20 protein-coding genes and 1 pseudogene are annotated in these 19,967 nt (G+C 52.4%); 11 read left to right on the forward strand and 10 right to left on the reverse strand.

Going from position 1 to position 19,967, the window contains the following annotated elements; genetic code table 11:
* The first annotated feature begins 279 nt into the window (after positions 1-279).
* The 4 genes from E7Z62_08345 to E7Z62_08360 all read left to right on the forward strand — a co-directional run bounded on the left by E7Z62_08345 (position 280) and on the right by E7Z62_08360 (position 2,762).
* The gene (locus tag E7Z62_08345) at positions 280-660 is read left to right on the forward strand and encodes a hypothetical protein (GenBank protein ID MBE6523111.1); all 381 of its coding nucleotides are present in this window, start codon (positions 280-282) and stop codon (positions 658-660) included.
* A 92-nt stretch (positions 661-752) separates the two neighbouring features.
* Complete coding sequence (locus E7Z62_08350; GenBank protein MBE6523112.1) at positions 753-1,151, forward strand: 30S ribosomal protein S6e; 399 nt, start codon at positions 753-755, stop codon at positions 1,149-1,151.
* On the forward strand, positions 1,151-2,389 hold the full coding sequence (locus E7Z62_08355; GenBank protein MBE6523113.1) for a translation initiation factor IF-2 subunit gamma: 1,239 nt from the start codon (positions 1,151-1,153) through the stop codon (positions 2,387-2,389). Before E7Z62_08350 ends, E7Z62_08355 begins: the two co-directional genes overlap by 1 nt.
* A 4-nt stretch (positions 2,390-2,393) precedes the next feature.
* Positions 2,394-2,762, forward strand: a complete 369-nt coding sequence (locus E7Z62_08360) for a twitching motility protein PilT (protein ID MBE6523114.1) — start codon at positions 2,394-2,396, stop codon at positions 2,760-2,762.
* Here the strand turns inward: E7Z62_08360 and E7Z62_08365 are convergent, their stop codons facing one another.
* The 6 genes from E7Z62_08365 to E7Z62_08390 all read right to left on the reverse strand — a co-directional run bounded on the left by E7Z62_08365 (position 2,763) and on the right by E7Z62_08390 (position 10,190).
* A complete protein-coding gene (locus tag E7Z62_08365) occupies positions 2,763-4,814 on the reverse strand; it encodes a hypothetical protein (protein ID MBE6523115.1) in 2,052 nt (683 codons plus the stop codon).
* A gap of 1,696 nt (positions 4,815-6,510) precedes the next feature.
* Positions 6,511-8,112, reverse strand: coding sequence for a lipase family protein (locus E7Z62_08370; protein ID MBE6523116.1), 1,602 nt, complete (start codon positions 8,110-8,112; stop codon positions 6,511-6,513).
* 80 nt (positions 8,113-8,192) lie between these two features.
* Entirely contained in the window at positions 8,193-8,663 is a 471-nt protein-coding gene (locus E7Z62_08375) for a DUF2099 family protein (GenBank protein MBE6523117.1), read from the reverse strand.
* Between the two features lie 4 nt (positions 8,664-8,667).
* A complete protein-coding gene (locus E7Z62_08380) occupies positions 8,668-9,147 on the reverse strand; it encodes a peptidylprolyl isomerase (GenBank protein ID MBE6523118.1) in 480 nt (159 codons plus the stop codon).
* A 367-nt stretch (positions 9,148-9,514) separates the two neighbouring features.
* Positions 9,515-9,889 (reverse strand): DUF86 domain-containing protein, encoded by a 375-nt coding sequence (locus E7Z62_08385; GenBank protein MBE6523119.1) that lies wholly within the window; start codon positions 9,887-9,889, stop codon positions 9,515-9,517.
* Positions 9,882-10,190 carry a nucleotidyltransferase gene (locus E7Z62_08390; GenBank protein MBE6523120.1) on the reverse strand — a complete coding sequence of 103 codons (309 nt, stop codon included), beginning with the start codon at positions 10,188-10,190 and terminating at the stop codon, positions 9,882-9,884. Before E7Z62_08390 ends, E7Z62_08385 begins: the two co-directional genes overlap by 8 nt.
* 110 nt (positions 10,191-10,300) lie before the next feature.
* Between E7Z62_08390 and E7Z62_08395 the strand changes: the two genes are divergently transcribed.
* From E7Z62_08395 to E7Z62_08420, 6 genes and pseudogenes are all read left to right on the forward strand, one after another.
* A complete protein-coding gene (locus E7Z62_08395) occupies positions 10,301-10,921 on the forward strand; it encodes a flavodoxin family protein (GenBank protein ID MBE6523121.1) in 621 nt (206 codons plus the stop codon).
* An 11-nt stretch (positions 10,922-10,932) separates the two neighbouring features.
* Positions 10,933-11,952, forward strand: coding sequence for an NDP-sugar synthase (locus E7Z62_08400; GenBank protein MBE6523122.1), 1,020 nt, complete (start codon positions 10,933-10,935; stop codon positions 11,950-11,952).
* Positions 11,953-12,075: 123 nt separating this feature from the next.
* Complete coding sequence (locus E7Z62_08405; GenBank protein MBE6523123.1) at positions 12,076-13,095, forward strand: kinase; 1,020 nt, start codon at positions 12,076-12,078, stop codon at positions 13,093-13,095.
* The gene (locus E7Z62_08410) at positions 13,079-13,642 is read left to right on the forward strand and encodes an SIS domain-containing protein (protein MBE6523124.1); all 564 of its coding nucleotides are present in this window, start codon (positions 13,079-13,081) and stop codon (positions 13,640-13,642) included. Before E7Z62_08405 ends, E7Z62_08410 begins: the two co-directional genes overlap by 17 nt.
* Positions 13,632-14,122 (forward strand): annotated as a pseudogene (locus tag E7Z62_08415) (HAD family hydrolase). Before E7Z62_08410 ends, E7Z62_08415 begins: the two are co-directional and overlap by 11 nt.
* A 59-nt stretch (positions 14,123-14,181) precedes the next feature.
* Positions 14,182-15,642 (forward strand): hypothetical protein, encoded by a 1,461-nt coding sequence (locus E7Z62_08420; protein MBE6523125.1) that lies wholly within the window; start codon positions 14,182-14,184, stop codon positions 15,640-15,642.
* On the opposite strand, the gene E7Z62_08425 is transcribed toward E7Z62_08420, so the two are convergent.
* From E7Z62_08425 to E7Z62_08440, 4 genes are all read right to left on the reverse strand, one after another.
* Complete coding sequence (locus E7Z62_08425; GenBank protein MBE6523126.1) at positions 15,643-16,098, reverse strand: LicD family protein; 456 nt, start codon at positions 16,096-16,098, stop codon at positions 15,643-15,645. It lies immediately after the preceding gene.
* Between the two features lie 120 nt (positions 16,099-16,218).
* Positions 16,219-16,440 carry a LicD family protein gene (locus tag E7Z62_08430; protein MBE6523127.1) on the reverse strand — a complete coding sequence of 74 codons (222 nt, stop codon included), beginning with the start codon at positions 16,438-16,440 and terminating at the stop codon, positions 16,219-16,221.
* 86 nt (positions 16,441-16,526) lie between these two features.
* Positions 16,527-17,804 carry a DUF2029 domain-containing protein gene (locus E7Z62_08435; protein MBE6523128.1) on the reverse strand — a complete coding sequence of 426 codons (1,278 nt, stop codon included), beginning with the start codon at positions 17,802-17,804 and terminating at the stop codon, positions 16,527-16,529.
* A 22-nt stretch (positions 17,805-17,826) separates the two neighbouring features.
* Positions 17,827-18,690, reverse strand: coding sequence for a DUF368 domain-containing protein (locus E7Z62_08440; GenBank protein MBE6523129.1), 864 nt, complete (start codon positions 18,688-18,690; stop codon positions 17,827-17,829).
* Positions 18,691-18,788: 98 nt separating this feature from the next.
* Between E7Z62_08440 and E7Z62_08445 the strand changes: the two genes are divergently transcribed.
* Entirely contained in the window at positions 18,789-19,538 is a 750-nt protein-coding gene (locus E7Z62_08445; protein MBE6523130.1) for a glycosyltransferase, read from the forward strand.
* Positions 19,539-19,967: the final 429 nt, after the last annotated feature.

Here is a 19,967-nt window from a genome sequence, read left to right on the forward strand (position 1 = left end):
GGGGGTGGACCGGCCACCCCGTTCCTGCAAAGGACGAATCGCCGACCGCCATGATAGGCGGAGAGGCACGTACAGAGACCTTCGCCGATCGGTTAGCTGGATCGTTGCGATGTGTCAAAGTCAGGTTCTAGACTAAGTAAGGTGTATTCAATTTGGTTTGTTATGAATCCGCCAAAAGAGCTTAGCAACTCTGTTATCAGATACAAAATGGAAGGGAGCTATAATGAGGGGTTTGAAGCGTAGGTCGATGTGCCAAGTTGCGATTATGCTGAGATTATAATGGTTTATCTAGGAAAATTGGGTGATAAGAAGTCAACTCCAATCGGACTTCTTAATACAGTGTTTTCGAAAGATGTGAATAAAGATGAGAGGACTAGACTGATCGAACAAGATTATAAAATCTCATTAGACAAATCAGTATTTGAATACGTGGAGGAGCTCATGGTAAATTTGGATGAGGACATGGTTAGGTATGCGAACCGTCTTCTGCAGGAAGAAACGAAAGAAAAGATAGTTTCTATGGCGTCCAGAGCTACCATAGTAATGATGGAAGAGGATAACATGACGTTTGATTCTGCATATGGTAAATTGGAGTTCCCAGAGGAATATCGTGAAGAAGTTAGAGTCAGGGTAGAATCTGAAATCAAAGGAACTTTGTAACTGTTGGGCATGCCCCAGTAGCTCTAATGATTTCGATTCTTCAATAAGCTTTATAAAGAATCCTTTATTACACGCCTAATACAGGTGTTCAAATGGCAGAATTCAAAGCTGTTGTTAATGACAAGAAAACCGGGAAGTCATATAATGTGGCCGTCTCCGGTCACCACGCGAACTCTCTGATCGGAATCGCCATCGGAGAGACAGTCGACGGAGTCTTCTTTGGTCTCCCCGAGTACAAGATCAAGATTACCGGCGGATCCGACTCCAATGGTACCCCCATGAGGAAGGACCTCCCCGGAAACAAGAGGATAAAGCTCCTGCTCTCCGACGGAAAGGGATTCCATGAGAGGTATGGCGGAGAGAGGAAGAGGACCGCAATCCGCGGAAACACAATCTCCGCAGAGATCGTCCAGATCAACGCCGTCATCGAAGAGTACGGACCCAAGTCCATCGAGGAGTGCCTCAACCCCGAGGCACCCGCGGAGAACTGATGAAAGTCCCAAAGCAGCCCGAGATCAACATCGGGATGATCGGTCACGTCGACCACGGTAAGACAACCCTTACCAAGGCCCTCTCCGGAGAATGGACCGACCGTCATTCTGAAGAGTTGAAGAGAGGAATCTCCATCCGTCTCGGGTACGCAGACGTAGCATTCTACAAGTGTCCTGAGTGCCAGGGCGCCGCAGCGTACGGTACCACCAAGAAGTGCAAGAACTGCGGCGCGGATGCAGAGTATCTCAGAGCGGTGTCCTTCGTGGACGCTCCCGGGCACGAGACCCTGATGGCGACAATGCTGTCAGGAGCCGCCCTCATGGACGGAGCGCTTCTGCTCGTTGCAGCCAACGAGAAGTGCCCCCAGCCCCAGACCAAGGAGCATCTGATGGCCCTGTCGATCATCGGTATCGACAAGATCATTATCGTCCAGAACAAGATCGACATCGTCACCAGGGAACAGGCCATCGAGAACTACAAGCAGATCAAGGAGTTCGTTAAGGGAACGATCGCCGAGAACGCTCCGATCATCCCAATTTCCGCAAACCGCGGTGTGAACATCGATATGCTGATCGAGGCCATCGAGGAGAATATCGTCGCCAAGATCAAGAGGGATGCCAAGGCATCCCCGCTTATGCATGTCGCACGTTCGTTCGACATCAACTCCCCCGGTACCAAGCCGGAGGACCTCAAGGGTGGAGTCCTGGGAGGAACACTCATCCAGGGAACCCTGAAGGTCGGTGACGAGATCGAGATATCGCCCGGAAGGAAGACAGAGGTCGCAGGAAAGCCGGTGTACGAGAGGATCACCGCGAAGGTCACATCCCTCGAGGCCGGAGGACGTTCCGTCAAATCGGTCGTCCCCGGAGGACTCATCGCCATCGGAACCGGATTGGACGCTTCCATCACCAAGTCCGACGGACTTACCGGAAGGGTCATCGGTATCCCCGGTGAGCTTCCAGCTGTGGTCCACGACTTCAAGATGAAGACCACTCTGCTCGACCGTGTCGTAGGTTCGTCCGCCGAGCTGTCCGTCGAGGACATCAAGAGCAACGAGCCCCTGATGCTCAGCGTCGGTACCGCCACAACCGTCGGTGTCGTCAAGAGTGCCAGGAACAACTCCGCAGAGGTCGTCCTGAAGATCCCGGTGTGTATACTGCCCGGACAGAGGGTGGCCATCTCGAGAAGGATCTCCAACAAGTGGAGATTGATTGGTTACGGTATCGTCGATCAGTGAGATCATGCAGACCGTCGTACTCGACACAAACGCCTTACTCATGCCTTTTGAGATCAAGATGAACCTCGACCTCGCCCTGAGGGATCTCCTCGGCGAGGTCAGGATCGTCGTCCCCGGACCTCTGGTCGGGGAATTGAAGCATATGGATCACAGATATGCGAAAGCCGCCATTGCATTGGCGCGCAAATACGAGATCATCCCTACCGAATACACCGGCGACAACGCCGTCGTGGAGATGGCCGCCAAGACCGGCGGTTACGTTTTAACGAACGACAAGGAGCTGAGGAGAAGGCTCAGGAAGGAAGGCGTGCCCATCATCATGCTACGTTCCGGGACGCACCTTGTCATCGATTCCTATCAGGGCGACGAATGATCACTTGTACAGGTCGCTCTCCTGGACCACGTATCCGTAGTTCATCACAAGCATGTGCGACATCAGCAGGAGATGTGAATTCGCGATCATTGACAGGAGATACTCGTCCGTCAGCATGGAGTACATGTCGTCATCGGAATAGCGCTTGACGAGCTCTGAGATCTGATAGAAAGAGTTCAGGATGTTATCCGTGAATTCCTCGCAGTCGTACTTCTCGGTCGCCGCCGCGATGGCAGGTCTGAAGTGGTTGATGAATACCGATTCTTCGTCCGTGTACAGGTACAGGTCGGAGACGAAGACTATTGGCCCTCCGTATTCCTCGATTATGTCATTGAGAAGATCGCCGTTGGTCCACGCAGCATAGATGAATCTGGCGAAGTCGTATTCCACATTCTCGTAGTAGTACTCCCTGGTACCGAGGCTGGAGAAGAACTTCTCGCTGAACCCGTCGACGAAATCGGACATGTATGTGAATCCGCCTATGCTGTTGAACGCCGACATGTCTATCTTTTCGGCAACTTCCTTGGTGTAGTATCTGGCCACGGTATCCAGCATGCCCGTGCTCTTCACAGGGTCGTGGGCATAGTTGGTGATCTGATGTCCGTATCTCACAAAACCGTAAGCCTTCGGAGGAACGTATGTGACCAGATCATCATCGTTCACCACATACCATATGTTGTCGTAACGGGGGTCCGTAGGGGAAATATAGTTCTTTCCTTCCTCATAGTATCCGCACAGGGGCGTCTCGAATGAGAAGCAGTAGAAGTCTTTCTGCTCGAGGGTGATGTTCCCGAATTCTTCATCGATCCTGCCTTCGGCGATCGCATCGGAGATGTATGCTCCCACAAGGTTGGAGCCTGCACCGGTCCTGCTGTATCCGGTGACCATTATCTTGGTCTTCCCGGTGATGCCGTTGTCCTTGATGAATTCCTTTAGGACTTTCAATCCCTCGTCGCGCACCATGCAGAATCCTACATGGTCCCCGCTCTCGCCCAGCATCACATTCGTGGCGAATTCGGCGGAGTATTTCGCTCCGTTCATCACGAGGAAGATCACGGTGTAGTCCCCGTACTGCTTGGAGCCGATGGCGACATCGGTGGATGTCATGGTGGCTTTCTCGTGATACGTCTCGTTGGGGATGGCGTTGGCGCAGCCTATGTCCCTGAGCAGTTTGATCACCGACTCATATCTTTCATCAGAGCTGAAGCCCGAGGACATCTCCAGGCACAGCGCGAAGGCAAGCAGATCCATGTTCCTTTCCGTCGAGGGCTTGTCAAAGAAGCTGTCGCCGTAGTATGTGGGGAGCTGATGGTTATCGCCCATCTGCCTCTCGAACGTCCTGAATTCATACTTCTGGACGTCGGTGTATTGCCTGTGGTCGTAGCGGAGCAGTTCTATGGAGAAGCCCTTGTTCGCATCCACCTCGATCATCGGGATGCCGTCCATGAGGTATCCGTTGAGGCTGTCGTGGTCGATGCTTCCGAATCTGAAGATATACTCGTACGGAATCTCATTGATGGTTATGCCGAAAATGACCACACCCGATGCTTTCTGCACCTTGACCTTATCCGACCAACCTGTCAGATCGCCGGTGTATGCGATGCGGGCGGTGCCCTTGACCTTCGCATCCTTGACTATGGGCGTCTCCTTATCGTTCGAATCCAGGAATGAGAACTGATCCAACTGGCCGTCGTTATCCGTCACGCTTTCGACCGCGACGGGGCCACTGGCGCTGAAGAATATCAGCGATGCTAGCGATACGACTGCAATCGCAGCAATGACCGTGATCAGGATGTGGCCCGTCTTCATGGGATCAGCCTCTAATCGGTATGATTGATTAAAACCGTTTTTCAAACGTAAAGAGGGCTCTCCTGAACTATGTAGCAGTAGGTCATCGAAGGCAGATGCGAAATCAGGACGTAGTTGTAGTTGGCGACCATCGAAAGGACGTACTTGTCCGTGAGTATGGCGAATCCATCGCTGAAATAGCGCTTGACCAGCTCGGATACCTGATACATGGCATTCAGGATGCTGTCGGTGTAATCGGGGCATCCGTTGGCATAAGCGGCTTTGCTGATGATCGGTCTGAAATGCTCTTCGAACATCTCCTTGCTGCCGGAGTTCAGATACAGGTCGGAGATGAACTTCATCGCTCCGCCCGACTCATCCACGATGGTCTTGGGCAGGTCCATCTTGTCGAACATGATGAATACGAATCTGGAGAAGTCCTTCTCCACGTTCTTGTAGTAGTATTCCCTGGTGCCGAGGCTCGAGAAGAACTTGTCCAGGAATCCGTCGTAGATGTCCGAAGGATAGTTCACATCGGCGATGATGTTGAAACCTGACAGGTCAAGCCATTGTCTCGGGGTCAGGTTGCCGTATTTCTTCGAGCTTCCGTAGTACTTCTCGGCGAGGTCCAGCATGGTGGACTGTTTACCTGAATCGTGGGACTGGATGGTGAACTCGTTCCCATATCTTACGAATCCGTAGTTCTTGGTTGGGACGTAGGTGACGGGGTCGTCGGGGTTTATGACATACCAGATGTTGCTGTAACGGCTGTCGGTGGGCGGCACAAGTCCTTTCCCTGCTTCGTAGTAGCCGCACAGGGGAGTCTCGAACGAGAATCCGTAGACATCCTCCTTGGTGAGCTCTATGTTACCGATCCTCTCCTTCACCTTCCCTTCTGCTATCGCGTCGGACATGTATGCCGCAGCAAGATTGGCCCCGGCGGCGGTCCTGCTGTATCCCGTTATCAGGATCTTCGTCTTTCCGGTGATGTTGTTATCCGAGATGAAGTCCCTGAGGGCCTTCAGCGCCTCATTGCATGCAAGGGTGAATCCGTGGTGGTTCCCGCTCTCGCCTAGCATCACATTGGCGGCGAATTCCGAAGTGTATTTTGTACCGTTCAGGGCCACGAATATCAGGTTGTAACCGTTCCACTGCTTGGAACCGATCGCTACATCCGTGGATTCGGCGGACGGTGCCCTTGAATAGACGTCATTGGGCTTGGCATCGGGGCATCCGATGTCCTGGAGCAGCTTGATCACCGAGGAGGACCTGTCGCTGCCGGAGACTCCGGTTGACAGCTCCAGTCCGAGGGCGAATGCCATGAGGTCCATGTTCTTCTGGGTGGCAGGGGTGGCGAAGAGCTTGTCTCCGTAATAGGCGGGAAGGGTCACGTTCTCGCCGACGATGAACTCGTAGGTCTGGAAATCGTATTTCTGGATGTCCTCCATTCCTTTGTGGTCGAAGTACATCAGGTTTATGGAGAAGCCGTCCTTAGCCGTGACCTCCAGCATGGGGACTCCATCCTTCAGGTACCCTTTCATGCTGGATGTTTTGATGTTGTCGAGTTTGAACACGTAATCTATGCGCTGACCGTTCACATTGGCCTTGAAAATGACAAGGTTCGGATCGTTGGTTATCTCCACATCGTCCAGCCATTCAGTCACGCTGCCAGAATAGCAGATATCGACGTCGGTGGAGATCTTCATCCCCTGTGTGATGGGCTCTATCTTACCGTTGTCTTGGATGAAGCTGAACTCATCTATCCTTCCGTCCTCGTCGATCACCGTATCGATCGTCGTCTCTCCATTGTTCTCTCCGGACATGAAGGCAAAAACCATAGCGCCTACAATCGCGACTGCCGCTACGGCCAATAGGATCAGCTTCGTATTCATACCGTTAAGACGACGCATGTCGGTATTTATTCTTTATTAAAGGATACTTTTCATAAGCGTAAGGGCGGTTAATCATCCTTCGACAGGCGTTTGGTCACGTTGTCCTTGATATCCGTCACTACGGATTTCACGGATTCGACGGCCTTCGCTGTATCGATGGACTTCACCGATTCTATGATCTTTGCGGAATCTATGGACTTCACAGATTCTATCAGTTTCGCAGAATCTATGAGCTTCGCTGAATCGTCGGGAGCTTCTTCCTTCACCGGTTCCAGGAATTCAGCGGGAATCTGGTAGTATGGGCACTCCTGTATGATGTAGCAATAAGTCATCGAGGGCAGATGCGACATGATGAGGATCCTCATGTTGACGGTCGCGGACACTATGTACTTGTCGGTCACGATCGAAGCTATGCCGTCCTTGAAGTATCCTCTCACCAGATGGGCTATCTGGTAGAATGCGTTCAGGATGCTCTCGGAATCCTTCCCGTACCCGTGCGACTCCGTCGACGATTCGATGAGCGGTCTGAAGTGTTCATCGAACTTCTCCTTGTCATCCGAGTAACTGTGAAGCGCCTTCAGAAGGGATATGGGGTCCCCTGCGTTCATGAGTATCGTCAATGCCAGATCAGGACTGTCGAACATCACATAGACGAATCTGACGAAGTCCGACTCGATGTACTCGTGGTAGTGGTTCCTGGTTCCCAAGGTGGAGAAGAATCTGGCCAGGTAGCCGTCGAATATATCTGACGGGTACTGGACCCCGGTCAGGGGGACCTTCTTGAATTTGCTCATGTCCACCTTTTTGGCGGTCTTCTCGCCGAAGTAGTACCTCGCATTCGCCAGCATCCTGGCCTTCTTCTCTTCGTTGTGGGAGTCGATGAGGTAATGATGCCCGTATCTGACGAAGTTGTAGTTCTTCGTCGGGACGTAGGTGACCGGATCGTCAGGATTGGTCACATACCAAATGTTGTCGTAACGGCTGTCAGTGGGAGGCACCATCTTCTTTCCGAGCTCATAATGTCCGCACAGGGGCGTTTCGAACGAGAATCCGTAGCAGTCCTTCTTTGTCAGCTTGATATCGCCGATCCTCTGCTTGACTCTCCTCGCTGCTATCGCATCAGATATGTATGCCGCTAACAGGTTGGCCCCTGCGGCGGTCCTGCTGTAGCCTGTGATCAGGATCTTCGTCTTGCCTGTGATGTTCTCGTCCTTGATGAAGCTCCTGAGCTCATCCAGTCCCGCGTTGCATGCGATCATGAAACCAGCGTGGTTCCCGCTAGCCCCGAGCATGACGTTGGCGGCTGCTTCGTTATTGTAATGAGCCCCGTTCAGGACGACGAAGATTATGGTGTAGCTCTTCCACTGTTTGGAACCTATCGCCACATCGGTGGAATAGATGGTCGTTTCCTGGTTGAAGGCATCGTTTACCCTGGCGTTGTCGCATCCGATCTCCCTGAGAAGCTTCAACACGGACGACGACCTGTCTTCCGCTTCCAATCCCGAGGAAAGCTCCAATCCCAGTGCGAATGCCATGAGGTCGTTGTTCATCTCGGTCGAAGGTTTCTTGAAGAAGTGGTCCGCGTAATATACGGGAAGTTCGACATTCTCCTTCAGGGAGAATTCGTATGTCCAGAAACGGTATTCCTTCACCTCATCTTCGTTTTTCATGTCAACCACCGAGACGGATGCACAATCATCATTGCTGTGGCCACGCCTTCTTATGAGAAAATAGGGGGTGGACCGGGTATTTAGAATTTGCTTAGAGTGAGTTCGCCGAGGTGCGAGAGTGCCTCTGTTCCTGAATCACTAATGACGATGTCCAGAAGGCCTTTCGCATCGGAACGGTCTTTCTCTGAGAATTCTTTGAAGACGCCAATTATGAGTAGATCGCTGCCGAACATGTCCCTCATCATCTGGGCCTCCTTCAGGGAGCCTGTGGATGCTGCGGCGGAATGTATGCCGTTGTCGTATACGACGCATAATCCCTCCACATTGTCTACCTTGCAGCTCTCGGGGTCCAGGATGTTGTCGTCGCCTACTATAGAAATAGTCTCCTGGTCGGGTTCCGTTTTCTCGGATCCTGAAATGAGTTTCCCGACCCTCCTCATGACCGAAGGGTCGTTGATGATGGACGTCCCGCAGCCCTCTATGCACAGCACCGCTGCCTCAATCGAGCGGTCATCGAGCATCTTGGCGAGGATCTCCGGGACATCCGTCATGGTATCACTCGGTCACTTCGACGGAGATGAGCTTGACGTCATCGATAGGTCTGTCGTTTCTGTCGGTCTCGACCTTGCTGATCTTGTCTGCGACGTCCATTCCCTCGAGGACTGTTCCGAACACGGGGTGTGCGTAAGGTGTCCTGGGATCCTCCTTGTCGAGGTAGGTGTTGTCGACGACGTTGATGAAGAACTGGCTGCCTCCGCTGTGGGGCCTTCCGGTGTTCGCCATGGCGATGGTTCCCCTCTTGTTGGAGTGTCCTGTTCCGAACTCGTCGTCGATTGTGTATCCGGGTCCGCCCATTCCGGTTCCCTGGGGGTCTCCTCCCTGGATCATGAAGCCGTCGATGACCCTGTGGAAGATTGTGCCGTCGTAGAACTTCTCCCTGGCGAGCTTGACGAAGTTGCCTGTGGTGATAGGCATGTCGTCGTGCATTTGGATCTTGATGTCACCCATTGAGGTGTGCATGATAACTGTGGTCATGCATGTGTGATGTAGGTACCCGACAAAAAGGTTGCCCTTTAGTAACACTTTTTCATAATTAGTATTAATTTATATAGTCTGGACATATGTTAGTATTACGAACTTTGAAAACGTAACACCATGTATCGCCCTCGCCGGCACTGATGAGAAGTCCAGGCCCCAGCGCAGGCATTATCCCTATTCCGATATTCAGGATTCTGTGAACCCTTCCAGCGCGGCTTTGCTGGGCAATATTGATGAAAGGGCATCCAATGATGACGATATTCCTGGAATGTCCAAGTATACCAAACTTTGTATCATTGTCGCAGTTGATTTGATCCTGTGCATAGCTACAGCGATTGTAATCAACTCGATTGACTAAGTTCACTCATTTAGAACTATGATCTGACAGTATTTTTTGGAATATAGCCTCTAATTGAGGAACGTCTTTCAAAATAAAATCCCATATGAATTCTGGACGGACGCTTTCATAATCATGAACCATTCTTTTACGCATACCTGTTAAACCTTTTTGATGTCTGCTCGCGAAGTATTTTTTGTATAATTCAGGTTGATTATCCCTTATCCTGTTAGTGCATTGTGTAGTGTTGTTTATCTGTGTGATACACGCATCTTGAGCCATTTTATTTTCCACAAATTCTTCGTAATTATTGTCACACTGGGCTATGTATTGATGAAGAATAGAAATGTAATTGAGGGCAAAACTCGCATTTGTCTCTATACGAGTTCTATCGTCAACCATAGATTTCCCTCAAATCTTTGTTAATAGATTTCAGGAATGTTGGCGATGCACTGACTTCGTCAACGATACTAACCGGTCTGCCTAATGCTTCTTCTAAATCTTCCGTAAAACATCCCAAATCGATCAATCCAAAGCCAGGTTTTACATCAATTAGAAAATCGAAGTCACTATCTGCATTAAAGTCCCCGCGCGCACGAGAGCCGAAGAGTCTGACACGAGAGACTCCATTCTGTTCGGCTATAGGCCTAACTATGTCTATCAATTCCTCCACGGATATATTCTTAGACTCAGTTTTAGGCATGTTTTATACATCATCTACTGTCTATTTAGTATTATTTCGGGTAGAAATCTACCATTCGACTACAATAATCTCTTTATCATCTCAGTTCACTCCCAGGTCAGGTAAGAATGATGAAGGTACTGCTTGTTAACGGAAGCCCCCACGAGAAGGGCTGCACATACACGTCGCTGAAGGAGGTGGCCGACACTCTGGAGGAGAACGGCATCTCCGCAGAGATCCACTGGATAGGAAAGGGCGACACACCCGGATGCAAAGCATGCGGATACTGCGGCAAGAACAAGCGCTGCGTGATCGGCGACGATGTCAATGCCATTTCAGAGAGGATCGACGAGTTCGACGGTTTCGTCTTCGGAGCCCCGGTCTACTATTCCGGCCCTGCAGGTCAGATCACTGCCTGGATGGACCGTTTCTTCTATTCCAATTCGGGAAAGATCGACGGAAAGGTCGCCGCATCAGTGGTGAATGCCCGCAGGGGAGGGAACACGGCTTCCTTCGAGAGGCTCAACCAATACTATCTGATGAACTGCATGATTGTCCCCGGTTCCCAATATTGGAACATGACGCACGGAAACAGGATGGAGGAATGCGAGCAGGATCTGGAGGGTCTTCAGACAATGAGGACTCTGGGAAGGAATATCGCATGGATCCTCAAGTGCATCGAGGCTGGAAAGAAGGCCGGTATCGAGCATCCTCAGCGCGAACCCGTGCAGAGGACCAACTTCATACGCTGAAGGGATTTGACATGAAGGTCAGACAGGCAGTCGTCATGGTCGGAGGGAAGGGGACTAGGCTCCTCCCCCTTACGGAGAACCATCCGAAACCGATTCTGTCTGTCGCTGACAAGCCGTGCATATGGTATCTTCTGAGGTCATTGGCTCGCGCAGGCATAGAGGAGGTCATCCTGGCCTGCGGATACAAACCCGGTCACATGGAAGTCCTCGGGGACGGTTCCGATCTGGGGATCAAGATAATCTATTCCTACGAGGACGAACCCATGGGCACCGGAGGGGCGATGAAGCTGGTCGAGGACCGCCTGGACGAGGTCTTCGTGGCTTCCAACGGGGATGTGTTCGCCGATATCGATGTGGACAAGGAGATCGAGACGCATCTCAGGACGGGAGCGGATATCACCATCGCTTTAACACCTGTGGAGAACCCGACGGAGTTCGGTATAGCACGTATCGACGATACCGGACGCATAACGGAATTCAAGGAGAAGCCCAAACCGGAGGAGGTTTTCTCCAACCTCATAAACGCCGGAGTTTATGTCATAAACCGTGACGTTCTGAAGTATGTGCCAGAGGGACAATTCTTCGACTTCTCCAAGGATCTTGTTCCTCTCATTACAAACAACGGGGGGCATATACAGGGATACATGCTTAACGGTCTTTGGATGGATGTAGGGCGTCCCCATGACCTCATCGGTGCGAATCTGGTGGTCACCGAGCGCGAATACGGCGGAAAGTCCTTCCCAGCGGAGGATGCGTGCATCCGCGGCGACTTCTACATGGGAAAGGGATCGAAGGTTGCCAATTCTGAGGTCAAGACCTCCGTGATCCTCATGGAGAGCACAGTGGTGGACTCCCATCTGGACAGAGTGTTGGTGATGAAAGGCAGCACCGTCAGGGGCGCCCACATCGAGAACTCCATAATCGGTGAGGGATGCACCGTGAAGGAGGGCTGCAGGATTTCCAACGCAGTCATCGCGGACAACACAGTTCTGGAGGCCGGCACCGTCCTCGACGGCGGCAGAAATGTCTGACCGTCAGTCACAATTTACTGGTTTTAACTGCCCTACCCTTTTTATGTTATAGTTCGTTACGAGTTCGTATTAGAGCATCTGCACCGTTTTTCGCGGATGGGGATGCAGACTGAAGGTATCAGGATGGGAGCAATACACTACAGGGCAAGGGCACCGTTGAGATTGGGGCTCGTCGGAGGAGGAACGGACGTCGATCCATACGCTTCGCAGAAGGGCGGTGCGGTTTTCAACACAACGATCAACCGCTACGCTTACTGCACCATAACTCCGACCAACGACCACTCCATGTCGGTCCATTCCATCGATTACGGGAAGTACGAGGCACCTCTGGATAAGGGTCCTCTCCCGCTGGATGGCAATATGGATTTGATCAAGGCCGTCGCCAACCATTTCGGCATAACTGACGGTTTCAACCTGTTCCTTCAATCGGAGGCACCTCCGGGATCCGGATTGGGAGGATCATCAACAGTTATCGTCTCAATCATCGCCGCCACATGCGAATGGCTGGGAGAGAAGATGACAGCCAACGACATGGCCCATCTCGCCTATCATTTGGAGAGGGAGGTCATAGGCCTGAAGGGAGGTAAGCAGGATCAGTATGCAGCAGTGTTCGGAGGTTTCAATCTGATGAGGTTCACCAAGGACCACGTCGACGTGAATCACATCAACGTCCCCGTGGACACCATCAACGAGCTCCAGTACTGCTCCGTCCTGTGCTACACCGGCAATCCCCGCGAATCAGCGAAGATCATCGAGAGCCAGATGGAGTCGTACAAGGCCGGTCAGAACGAGGCCGCATTGGACGAGTCCAAGGAGCTGGCGCATCAGATGGCCCACGCCCTCGAACTGGGCGACATCCACGATGCGGGAAGGATTCTCGACGACTCGTGGCAGCTGAAGAAGAAGTTCTCCAGCAAGATCACCAACCAGCAGATCGACGCGATCTACAACGCGGCCAAGTCTGCCGGGGCCATCGGAGGGAAGATCTCCGGAGCCGGAGGAGGAGGTTTCATGCATTTCATCTGCGAGTACGACAAGAAGTACGTGGTCGCGGAGGAACTGCGGAGATACGGTGTCAAGATCACCGATTTCATGTTTGAGCCGAAGGGCGTGACCTCATGGAGGTATGACAATGAGAGATGAAGTTAGTTCACAGCTGAAGAGAAGTTCGGAGACCATCTCCAACATAGATCCCGACCAGATACTGGCAGCGGCCAACCTGTGCGTGGATTCTATCCGCAACGGCGGGCAGATCATCTTCATGGGCAACGGTGGTTCCTCTGCAGATGCCCAGCATATCGCCGCGGAGCTATCTGGGCGCTATCTAATGGAGAGGCCGGCCCTTCCCAGCATATGCCTGTCCAACATAGCTCCTGTCACCGCCATCGGCAACGACTACAGCTACGACATCGTATTCAAGAGGCAGATTGAGGCCAACTGCAGGAAGGGGGATGTGGTCGTGGGATTATCCACGTCAGGCAACTCCAAGAACGTGGTCCTCGCCATGGAGGCGGCGAAGGAGAGGGGGGCGAAGCTGCTCACCTTCACCGGAGAGGGCGGGAAGATGAGGGGCATGGCGGATGTCGCCGTCACCATCCCTTCGAAGGAGACTCCCCGCATCCAGGAAGGATACCTCTGCGCCTGCCACATCATGTGCTACCTGATCGAACAGATCCTATATGGCCAGTAAAGCCGTCTTCATGGACAGGGACGACACCCTGGCTAAGGTATCCCGTATTGCAGCGATCCAGATGCGTTCAGCGTCTACCCGGACGTCCCCGGTGCGATAGCAAGGCTCAACAAGGCCGGTTTCCTGGCGATCGTCATTACCAACCAATCCGGCATCGGACGCGGTTATTTCGATGTTGACACTCTCAACAATGTCCACGGCAAGATGCTCTCCCAGATCAAAGAGGGCGGAGGCCATGTGGATGACATCTTCTTCTGCCCCCATACGCCGGACGACCACTGCTCGTGCAGGAAATCGGAGATCGGCATGGGCCTGCAGGCCGTCGAGAAGTACGATATCGACGTTTCCCAATCGTACATGATAGGCGATAAGGATAAGGACATCGAGTTCGGCAGCAGGCTCGGGTGCAAACGCTCAATTATGGTCGGGGAGGACACATCCTTCTCGGACGCAGTCGATTCCATACTTTCTGAGCAATGACGGTTTTGGCCGTTCACCTTTATTTATAATAAGTTATACGGCCGAATAGGTTCGGTCACTTGTTAGCCCGTAATTTCACATTCAAGGTCACTTCCCAGTTGCTGGCGGCGATAATGGCATTCGTCTCCATGCTGGTCATGACCAGGTACGTCGCTAACGAGTACGGGGTGATGATGTGGGGACTGGCCCTGATCAGTCTGGTCAACACCATCGCCGACCTCGGATTCAATTCTGCTAACCTGAAGTTCATCGCCAAGGAGGGCTACGACAAGCAGGCCTGCTTCAGCACCTTCATGGTCATCAAGCTCATCCTGACCGCCCTCATGGTCATCATAACCCTGGCTACCGTTTTCATAATGAGGGCCACGGACTCCATCAACGACGAGGCGGTAGGCGTCTGTATGGTCTTCATCGTCTATCAGGTCATCTCGAACGTCCAGTTCGCTATCTATTACACCCTGGACGGAATGATGAAGAGCGGTAAGAGCTCCATCCTGACCATCATCGAGTGCAGCATCAGGAACACGATCCTCATCGCCCTCGCGGTGACATACGTGGACCCGATCACGCTGAGCACAGCCTACGTCATCGCCACCTCCATATCGGTGATCGTCAGCATCATCCTCATCTGGAGGGAGGGAATGAGGCCGATAAGGCCCAAGTACCTCAGGGAGTACATGGTGTTCGCTGCCCCTCTGGCCGCCGCACTGATCCTGACCTCTGCCGTATCGAACCTGGACAAGGTCATAGTAGGATTGTTCTACGAGAGCATAGAGGTCACTTACTACAGCACGGCCGTGGGTACCATCGCTACTTTCACGGCCATCGGAGTGTCGATGAACACGGTGCTCCTTCCTCATCTGTCCAAGAATGTGGAGGACTCCGCACATACGGAGAAGACCCTGTGGGGTCTTGAGAGGCTGCTGTGCACTATACTTTTGCCATTGGTGGCATTCTTCATGATCCTGGGACCTCAGATCGCAGCGGTCCTTTTCGGTTCCGCCATGACCCCTTCCGGAAGCATGATAGCGATTCTTTCCGTTCACATCATCCCGTTCGTGTTCGCAGGTCTGATGACGCAGATCTTGTATGCGGTCAACAGAGGGAAGGCATACCTCAGGGCATCGTTTGTGCTCTGTATCGCAGCCATTATAGGATTCGTCCTTCTGATCCCCAACACGGGCATAATTCCATTCGATTTCGCGTACGGCGGTATCGGTGCGGCCGCATCCGTCGTCATCGCATACACCCTTTTCCTCTTCGTCCTCGTGAAGATGGTGAGGTCCTACACAGGATTCAGACTGTATCCCAGATTGTGGAAGGTCGCCATCGCGTTCGCCCTCACCCTCGCTCTGCTGTACTTCGAGGACCAGTACTTCAACATCGACGGACTTCTCATGCTGGCGGTCAGCGGAATAAGCGCTGAAGTAGTCTTCTTGGGATTGATGATCCTCATGCGCGAGCTGAAGGTGAAGTACCTGCTCTCGATTTGGACAAAACTGAGGGACGATTCGGACTGATCAGCGGGGCATCACAGATTGGGATAACCTGCTGTGCTTCTTTCTCCTGCCGGTGTCCTCGAGATAATCGTTGTAGAGGCTGTACGGATAGCTTCCTGCACCGGTCTTCTCGCTCTCCGGCGGAGGCGTCATGTAATCGCCGTACATCGCGGTGAGGATGGAATCGTAATCGCACGGTATTGGGATCACAGTATCCTCGAAGTCGTGGATGATGGGCGTTCCGAACCATTCCTTGTTCCATGCCCATTTGCTGACCTCGACACTCCTGATGTTGTATCTCTTGGCCTTCTCGGTGGAGAACAGTCTGACCATCTTCCTGGAGAAGTGCATGATGCCGTAGAAGATCCCTTTGACGATGTTGGAGTTGGTCCTGTCGATGACAAGGTGGGGGAGAAGGTCGAAACCCACGAAGGGATACATCAACACTCTTCTGAGCAGCGAATCGGGATAGTCCATGAGGATGAATAGGTCGATGAAATCCGCCTTCTTGTCCTTGAGGGCCTGCTCGAAGTCGTCGCATCTGATGACAACGTGGGGGTGGCTGTCTGCGCTCGAGTTGTGATAATAGTACTTCTCCTAGTCGAGTTCCTCGCACATGACCCTGTTGACCTCATCGAGATCCTTGCAGAGGATAGCGATGTCCAGATCGTCGTCCCAGGGGATGATCCCGCTGTGCCTTACTGCGCCTATCGCAGTACCGAATGCGGCGTAGTAGGTGATCTGGTGCCTATCCAGTATGGCCGCTATGTCCTTATAGGCGTCCAACAGGATCCTGTGGTTGTCGGTCATTCGTCTCATCTATCTTTGAACAGATATATCATGCTTTTTTATCAGCCATCGATAAATGGCTCCAAGAGAACCACTTCTTAATGATGATTTATACTTCAGCGTTCACATGAGTCCAACGAGGTCTTGAATGCTTTAAGCAGATGCCATCCCAGCATTATCGTGGCGACAGCCTTCAGCGTATCCGCCAGAATGTAGAATCCTGAGATCTTGTCCGTGGAATCCTTCATGCACAATACGGTCAGCATGGTCGCCAGCGCTAAGAATACCATCAGCTTCAGCAGCTTGGAGCAGTCTATATCGAACTTTTTGAACGACCAGATGAGCAGAGGGTACAGCATTATCACCCACATGATGTACTGGGCGCAATAGACTTTGTTGAAGGTCATGAACAGCATCAATACGATCGCACACGCCATCAAGGTTATCGGGAGAACCTTGTCGTCATCCGGCTGAACTTTGTACATCCTGTAGAGGAAGTATCCCATGAACGCCAGTATGATCAGGAACATCAGCGGCATGATGAATGGTGCCGCACCTTCGGCCAAAGGCCCGAACAGGTCCCATGACTCGTCCATTCCCACGTAGACCAGGCTGGGATCGATGAGTCCGATGATCATGAATGGAATCGCGATTATCGATTCGATCTCCATCCCCCTTCCTGAATGCTGAGTGAGATAGCTGAATGCAGTGGAGGGGTCGTTTATCAGGAACGGCAGCTCTATGATGAAGCAGACCGCGACGGTCACCGTCCCGCAGACGAAGAAGTTCCTGAAGTCCTTCCTGGCCAGGAAGGGTATGAGCAATACGGGCAGCAGGAAGATGGGGTAGATCTTCGTCATTATGCCCAGCGCTAGCAGTATGAATGCGGGCAGGTATTTCCTGTCTGAATAGAACAGCAGGCACAGGACAACGAACACCGTCGTTATGGTGTCGTTCCTTGCTATGAAGAAGTTGTTTACTCCCAATATCAGGAGGATGAAGGTCACGTACACATACTTGTGACCCAGGCCGACCCTGTCGCAGAACTTGAACAGCCCGAAGATGGCCAGCAGTGTGAAGAGATATGTGAAGATGGCGAACCCGTAATGGAACATAACCTCATCCGGTGTGAAGAAGTACGGGATCAGATAGATGACGAACGAGAACGGAGGGTATGCGGTATCGAAATCCACATACGGGATTGCTCCGTGCATTATGTCGTAGGCATGTTCCCAGTAGAAGTACATGTCATACCAGGCGTAGTTATTCCCCACGACGCCGTTCATCACATCCGAAAGGCCTATGATGAACACGTACAGTACCGTATAGAGGATAAGGAATGAGAGATCGGGGTGCTGCTTCACCCATTCAGTCAGTGAACCTCCGTCCGCCATGGTAAATCATCCTGCGCCGGTGTTATAAGGCTTGTTCCTCTGCGGCAGCGTTCTTTCCGCGGATATAGCGGGTCAGCATGTGCATCCCATATCCGAGGACCAGACCTGCGATAACGGCTATGATGCAGGGGATCAGGTATTCCTGTCCGGACTCCATCTGGCTGACGGCCTCGATGACGACGGTGATGACCGAACCCAGTGTGAGTCCGAATATCACGCAATAGGTTGACTTCCTGTTGTTCCTGAAGAAATGGTCCATCAGCTTTGCGAAGGCCAGAACCCCTACGACTGCTCCGACCGCTAGGGGGAGTATCGCACCGAAATCCAGGTTGCCGATGCCTTCCACCAGGGCGGTGTACAGGCCCAGCGCCAGCAGTATTGTTGAACCGCTGATCCCGGGGGAGATGGCGCAGACCGCATAGATCAGTCCTGCAAGGAACATCGCGATGATCCCAGTGTTCCCTTCGAGGCTGAAGTCCTGCATTCCTATGAACAATACGACTGCCATAACAGCGACTCCAGCTATGATGGCCGCTATGTTGTAGCCCGTCAGCTTCTGTCCGTCATCGGACTCCTTCCAGATGTCGGGCAGCTGGATGAGGATCAGGGCTGCGAAGAAGAACATCAGAGGTATGGCGTACTCGTCGATGAGGAAATCCATCCCCTTCGAACAGACCACTATTCCCACGATTCCGCCCGCTCCCAGCGTAAGGAGGAAGAACAGGTCCTCCCTGAGATATTTCGTAAGTTTGGAGACGTCGCGGATGAGTCTCTCATAAACTCCGAAGAGCACGGTCACAGTGGCGCCGCTGGCGCCTGGAAGGATCATGAAGATTCCTGTAATTACTCCAATCAAAGCATTCCTTAGTGCTTCCCCGAAGTTCATGGACACGGGAAATCATGCCCTATATAATAGTGATAGGGTGGTTTCTGCCGAAATGTGGTGCGCATCAACTATATATGCGTCCATCTTTCGCAGTAATCATGGCAGGAACCTGTACCATTGTCATCCCGACATACAACGAAGAGATCAACGCGCCGAACATGGCCAAGGCCATCAGGGAACAGTATCCCGAGTTTCGCGTGATGTTCATGGATGACAACTCCACTGACCGTTCCAAGGAGCTCATCGACGCTCTCAACGACCCTCTTACCAAGATGGTCGTAAGGAAACCTGAGGAGAGAGGACTCGCCGCCAGCGTATTCCAGGGTATCACGGAATGCGGTACTGATTACTTCATGACCGTGGACTGCGACTTCCAGCACCCTCTGAGCACGCTCAAGGGTATGTATGAGAAGCTGGAGAACGGTGCGGACCTGGTCATCGGTACAAGGGACGACAGGACCGCGATGGGATTCAAGCGCTGGTTCGGTTCCTGGTGCTTCACGATCTTCGCCAACATGTTCCTTCTGTGGCACGGAAAGCGCACGTCCAAGGACAACATGAGCGGACTCATAGCCGGAAGGACGGATGTCTGGGTGCCTGTTATCAAAGACAATTACGACAAGCTCGAGCTGCAGGGCTGGAAGGTCCTTCTCGACCTGCTCAGGTGGGGGCCCAAAGACATCAAGATCGACGAGGAGCACTACATCTTCGAGAAGAGGGAAGTCGGGGAATCCCATATCAGTCCCAAGGTCCCTATGATGACGTTCCACCAGTGCGGATGCGTCGGAAGATTCCTGGCCAAGATCTACGCCAAGATCAAGGGAATCGATTACTTCTACGACGACTGATCATCTGATCGATTCGATATACTTCTTGAAGAGCTCGGTGAATCTCTGCATCTCATCGGGCCTGATATCTCCGATATTAGCTATGCGGAACGTAGGTGCGTCGCTGAGCTTTCCGGGATAGATGGTGAATCCGTGCTCGCGCGAGAAGTCGTGCATATCGTTGAAGCTGTACTTCGGCGTCTTGGGATCCATTATCGTTACGATGAGATGTGACTGCTCCGATTCGGGAACAGGCATCTCCAGGCCTAGGGATTTAACTGCATCAATGAGTATGTGCCAGCATGCAGTATAACGTGCATATCTTCCCTCTATTGTCTCTATCTTCGTCTCGAGGATCGCCTGCCTCAGGGCGTAGGCGGTCTGCACCGGAGGGGTGAACCTCATCTGGTTGTTCTTGATGAAGTAGTGGTGCTGGTCGTAGACGTTCAG

The sequence above is a fragment of the Thermoplasmata archaeon genome (genome assembly GCA_015063285.1).
Taxonomy (GTDB): domain Archaea; phylum Thermoplasmatota; class Thermoplasmata; order Methanomassiliicoccales; family Methanomethylophilaceae; genus Methanoprimaticola.

Excerpts from the sequence above, each read along its gene's own strand:
- E7Z62_08395 (MBE6523121.1), top strand. The coding sequence starts at position 10,301 with ATGAAGGTACTGCTTGTTAACGGAAGCCCCCACGAGAAGGGCTGCACA.
- E7Z62_08380 (MBE6523118.1), bottom strand. The coding sequence starts at position 9,147 with ATGACCACAGTTATCATGCACACCTCAATGGGTGACATCAAGATCCAA.
- E7Z62_08425 (MBE6523126.1), bottom strand. The coding sequence starts at position 16,098 with ATGGACTATCCCGATTCGCTGCTCAGAAGAGTGTTGATGTATCCCTTC.
- E7Z62_08370 (MBE6523116.1), bottom strand. The coding sequence starts at position 8,112 with ATGAAAAACGAAGATGAGGTGAAGGAATACCGTTTCTGGACATACGAA.
- E7Z62_08435 (MBE6523128.1), bottom strand. The coding sequence starts at position 17,804 with ATGGCGGACGGAGGTTCACTGACTGAATGGGTGAAGCAGCACCCCGAT.
- E7Z62_08445 (MBE6523130.1), top strand. The coding sequence starts at position 18,789 with ATGGCAGGAACCTGTACCATTGTCATCCCGACATACAACGAAGAGATC.
- E7Z62_08375 (MBE6523117.1), bottom strand. The coding sequence starts at position 8,663 with ATGACGGATGTCCCGGAGATCCTCGCCAAGATGCTCGATGACCGCTCG.
- E7Z62_08410 (MBE6523124.1), top strand. The coding sequence starts at position 13,079 with ATGACAATGAGAGATGAAGTTAGTTCACAGCTGAAGAGAAGTTCGGAG.
- E7Z62_08390 (MBE6523120.1), bottom strand. The coding sequence starts at position 10,190 with ATGCCTAAAACTGAGTCTAAGAATATATCCGTGGAGGAATTGATAGAC.
- E7Z62_08360 (MBE6523114.1), top strand. The coding sequence starts at position 2,394 with ATGCAGACCGTCGTACTCGACACAAACGCCTTACTCATGCCTTTTGAG.
- E7Z62_08430 (MBE6523127.1), bottom strand. The coding sequence starts at position 16,440 with ATGAGACGAATGACCGACAACCACAGGATCCTGTTGGACGCCTATAAG.
- E7Z62_08345 (MBE6523111.1), top strand. The coding sequence starts at position 280 with ATGGTTTATCTAGGAAAATTGGGTGATAAGAAGTCAACTCCAATCGGA.
- E7Z62_08400 (MBE6523122.1), top strand. The coding sequence starts at position 10,933 with ATGAAGGTCAGACAGGCAGTCGTCATGGTCGGAGGGAAGGGGACTAGG.
- E7Z62_08440 (MBE6523129.1), bottom strand. The coding sequence starts at position 18,690 with ATGAACTTCGGGGAAGCACTAAGGAATGCTTTGATTGGAGTAATTACA.
- E7Z62_08385 (MBE6523119.1), bottom strand. The coding sequence starts at position 9,889 with ATGGTTGACGATAGAACTCGTATAGAGACAAATGCGAGTTTTGCCCTC.
- E7Z62_08365 (MBE6523115.1), bottom strand. The coding sequence starts at position 4,814 with ATGCCCCGATTACACCGACAGCATCCTGAATGCCATGTATCAGGTATC.
- E7Z62_08350 (MBE6523112.1), top strand. The coding sequence starts at position 753 with ATGGCAGAATTCAAAGCTGTTGTTAATGACAAGAAAACCGGGAAGTCA.
- E7Z62_08405 (MBE6523123.1), top strand. The coding sequence starts at position 12,076 with ATGGGAGCAATACACTACAGGGCAAGGGCACCGTTGAGATTGGGGCTC.
- E7Z62_08355 (MBE6523113.1), top strand. The coding sequence starts at position 1,151 with ATGAAAGTCCCAAAGCAGCCCGAGATCAACATCGGGATGATCGGTCAC.